General features: G+C 39.8%; 4 protein-coding genes. All 4 read right to left on the reverse strand.

Annotated features, from left to right (window positions below; genetic code table 11):
- Positions 1-166 precede the first annotated feature (166 nt).
- The 4 genes from EWV68_RS00390 to EWV68_RS00405 all read right to left on the reverse strand — a co-directional run bounded on the left by EWV68_RS00390 (position 167) and on the right by EWV68_RS00405 (position 3593).
- Positions 167-505 carry a type II toxin-antitoxin system RelE/ParE family toxin gene (locus EWV68_RS00390; protein WP_002797543.1) on the reverse strand — a complete coding sequence of 113 codons (339 nt, stop codon included), beginning with the start codon at positions 503-505 and terminating at the stop codon, positions 167-169.
- Positions 489-752 (reverse strand): hypothetical protein, encoded by a 264-nt coding sequence (locus tag EWV68_RS00395; protein WP_108935550.1) that lies wholly within the window; start codon positions 750-752, stop codon positions 489-491. The genes EWV68_RS00390 and EWV68_RS00395 overlap by 17 nt, the downstream gene beginning before the upstream one ends.
- A 478-nt stretch (positions 753-1230) precedes the next feature.
- Positions 1231-3015 carry a di-heme oxidoredictase family protein gene (locus tag EWV68_RS00400; RefSeq protein ID WP_287168441.1) on the reverse strand — a complete coding sequence of 595 codons (1785 nt, stop codon included), beginning with the start codon at positions 3013-3015 and terminating at the stop codon, positions 1231-1233.
- A 125-nt stretch (positions 3016-3140) separates the two neighbouring features.
- Entirely contained in the window at positions 3141-3593 is a 453-nt protein-coding gene (locus tag EWV68_RS00405; RefSeq protein WP_287168443.1) for a hypothetical protein, read from the reverse strand.
- Between the last annotated feature and the right edge of the window lie 77 nt (positions 3594-3670).

The following is a 3670-nucleotide window of genomic DNA, read 5'->3' on the forward strand; positions in this document are numbered from 1 at the left end:
AGGATAAGTTATGACTTAAAAATTAATCAACAACTAAAGCTTATGCTTGTAGCTAAGTGAAATCATTGATTAAGAGACCTGTACTTTTCAATGACTTTTTCAGCAAACCCTAATTAACAAGAAGATAGCGATCGCACTGGATGAAGGTGTTTCTAAGGCGATCGCCCTAAATACCACCTCTTAGCTCTTCCACATCATTTAACGTCAGAGGTGCTTGGGAACTGTGGCGAACATACAACACATAAACGGTATCATCTCGAATGGCAAAAAGCACTCGATACACATTTTTTGCTTTTCCATAGAGAAGTTGGCGTACTTCTTCGGGAAAAATTTCATGTTCTACGGCCAATGCACAACGCTGAGGTTTTTCTTGGAGAGTCGCTATTGTATTCATCAATCCTCGAAACCAGCGATCAGCAAACTCAGGATTACGCTCTCGATACCAGCGATAGGCTTGTTCAATCTGAGCTTCTGCAATTGGGGTAATTTCAACCTGAAATGTCATATTTTTGTTGCATTTCCTGAACGAAATCTTCAATCGGGCGAGTTTGACCCGCGTTTAGTTCCTCAAAGCCTTGCTGAATCCCCTTGATTGTTTCCAATTGTTCTAATAGTTGGCTTAGTTTAACAGAATTGATTTTGTCAGGATCGAGAAAGGTGACGAGAACCTGGGTGCGATCGCCAATATCTTGCGGTGGTTCGGTGAAGCGGATTTGTCCATCCTGATAAATGCCTTCGATGGTTTTTAGCATAGTTTGCTGTTTGGTTGGTTTCCTCTTCAATTTTAGCAGCTAATTTGAAAGGGCTGAATATGCCATAATTTAGGGTGTAAGACATGGAGAGCCATTAGGGATTGATCGAGTGGTTTTGTTATCTCGACAAAAGCGGAGAAAAAGTAATTTATGGCAACGTCGTTTTTGGGAATATTTAATGTGAGATGAACGAGATTATGGGTTACATTGTGATTATATTGATTACAATTCTGGGCGGCATGGGTTAGGTTTAAAACTGCAGGATTAGCCGTTTTCTAGGGTTTATCGGCTTATCAGGGGCTTTTATCAAAACGATTGGGTAATGGCAGAAATTTCCATTATTTCCGATAATATTGGCGATGAGTAGCGGTAGTAATTTAAAACAAAAAGGCGCGTTAAGTAACGCACCCTACGCGATCGGCGATCGCACTAAGATAAGGCTCACATTTTCTAAAAAATTAGTGAGCCAAGAGTGCTATTAATTCGTCGTATTTTGAGATATTGGTAAACTATTCGTTATTTCTAATCCTTTTTGAATGGGCAAACGAAGACTCAGTAGAAAATCAATCAGTAACCCTTGATCGTCTTTGCTTAATTTTTTAAAATTATCGATGACTGGTTTTGCTTCACTACCTTCACTACCGTGCATCAAAATTGCTTCTTTCAGAGAACGGGCGCGGCCATCATGCAACCAGGGACCTGTATCACCTACTCCCCAGAGAGGTCGGGTAAGAAACTGTTCGGGAGAAACAGCGATTCCTTGATGATCGGTACCTTGTTCGATAAAATCGGCTAAACCTTTGCCCATGTTGTGAGTATGGAGGTCACTGAAAAGAGGTACATCTATTGAGCCATCTTGGTTTGCTGGCAAACGATCATAAATATAACTAGGTAAATCATCCCCAGGAGCGGTAAGATTAATCAGGTATCCCATTGTTGTCGTATTCGCATTTTTGTTGTCCAGATCAGAAAAGCTTTGGTTTCTAATTTCACTAAAAGAATTAAGCATTTCTTGATACATATCTTCAGGTGTATTCACAGAATTTGTTGCAAGGATTTGCACCATTTTTGGAGATTTTAACATCTGAACATAATAAGAGTTAAATTGTTGCATTACTGGCAAATCATCAATTGATTTTTCGGAAGTACCGAGAGTTGTTTCTTTAGGGCAAGATTTAATATCTTGAGGTTTTGGGGAAGGGTTTTCAATTAAAAGGGTAGGTTTACTTAGAGTTAACTTTGGAATGTGGCACGAGACACAATTAGTCTGTTCAAATATCTGCCGCCCCTTAAAAACTTTATCACTCGTTTCTTGAATAGGAGGACGAGTCATCGCAACAAAAGCCGATAGCGCGGATATATTGCCGACGGTCATCTCATTCGTTTTTTGGCCAGCTGAAGGAAAACCATCCTTATCGCAGTCTAGATAACCAACTTTTTCTTCTGCCTGTAGACTAAAATGAAAGTCCGTTGCATCTCGATGAAAGTTCCGCATACTTGACGCAATTCCTTTCCATTGAAAGGGTCGAACGATGAGATCGCTAGAAATTCCCTTAACCTTACTCGTGTCTTCGTTAAAAGTCTCCGTTTTTGCATCATAAGTGGTCGTCAGTTTTCCAAAATCAAGCTCTTTCGTCTTCAAATCTATTGACTGAGGTTGATCAGGTTTTCTTTGAGCCATTTTTTCTATGGCTTTTTTTCTTATCTGCAAATCGTAGGTCATTTCTGATGCCAGCATTTGCGTATATCCCGTTCCAAAAACGTGAGGAGGATTACGAATTAATCCAGTAAGAGAATGAGGGAAGTCTGGATTAATAAAGGCGTTACTGGCTACGCCAGCCGAACCACTGGTTACACCTGGCTTACGAAGCATTGCGCCTGATTCTGTGCCTGGCTCTCGATAAGTTCCGATCGTGTTATGGCACTCAAAACAACTCTGAGAGTCAAGACCATTCACTCTTAAGAATGGGTAATCAGAGGAGACTGGATAAAGAGCCTTTCGTTGAGCAGAACGTGGACCATCAGGCCCTTCTCCCATATGATCTTCTGGCGTATAAGGTATGCTAAAAAATTGTGCACCAGACTCTAATACTTTACGCAGCTTATACTTTCCATCTAATAATTTTTCTTGATCGATATTGACTTCTGGAGTTAATACAGAAGTTTGAGACCATGCGTATTTTTGAGGAAAAAATAATAAGATTCCCACAAAAAATAAGCAAAAGCCCATCAAGACAATTGACTTATATTGAGATTGGTGCATATGTTTAACCTGAGTTCTAGCAAAAAAATGTATTTTTAGTGTTGTTAAATCGTGTTATGGTTTCCTAAAGAGGCAAAAGCAGTTTAGGCTTGTATTCCGAAATAAACAACACCTTAATTGGTTCATCAAAGAAAATCGGGTCCGTAGGTACTAGGCAAGGGTATTTTCATTAGTTCGACAGCAGGCGATTTTAACTGAAACATTTCATTTACAGCATCACCTAAATCGCCTTGATTGCCATTGACCCAGGCACTCTCAAGCTTGTTCAGCATTGAATTAAAAATGGCATTAAAGTGAATCAATAGATGCCGAACTTCCCAGCTAGGATTGGAAAAACGCCCTGTCCAACCACCATCAGGCACTTTGGCCATAGGATAGGTATCAGGCCAAGGTATTTCATCTCCAGAAAAAGACCATTGATTGTTTTCAAAAACAATTTTTTTTCCATGAAGAATTTCGCTAAATTTATAGTAATGAGCTAATTCTTGACCAAAATTTAGATCTGTTTCAGGTGTTGATCCAGTTCCTTCTCCTTGCCTGACTGACGGACACAAGTGGGTCAAAACCTGACAAGACAAGGGTTGCCAAAAAGAAAAATATCTGGGTAGATAGGGAAAAAGCAAGAATCCCTACAAGATGAAAACCGAGAACAGAA

Origin of the sequence: Microcystis sp. M_QC_C_20170808_M9Col (assembly GCF_007095495.1) — a bacterium.
GTDB lineage: Bacteria > Cyanobacteriota > Cyanobacteriia > Cyanobacteriales > Microcystaceae > Microcystis > Microcystis aeruginosa.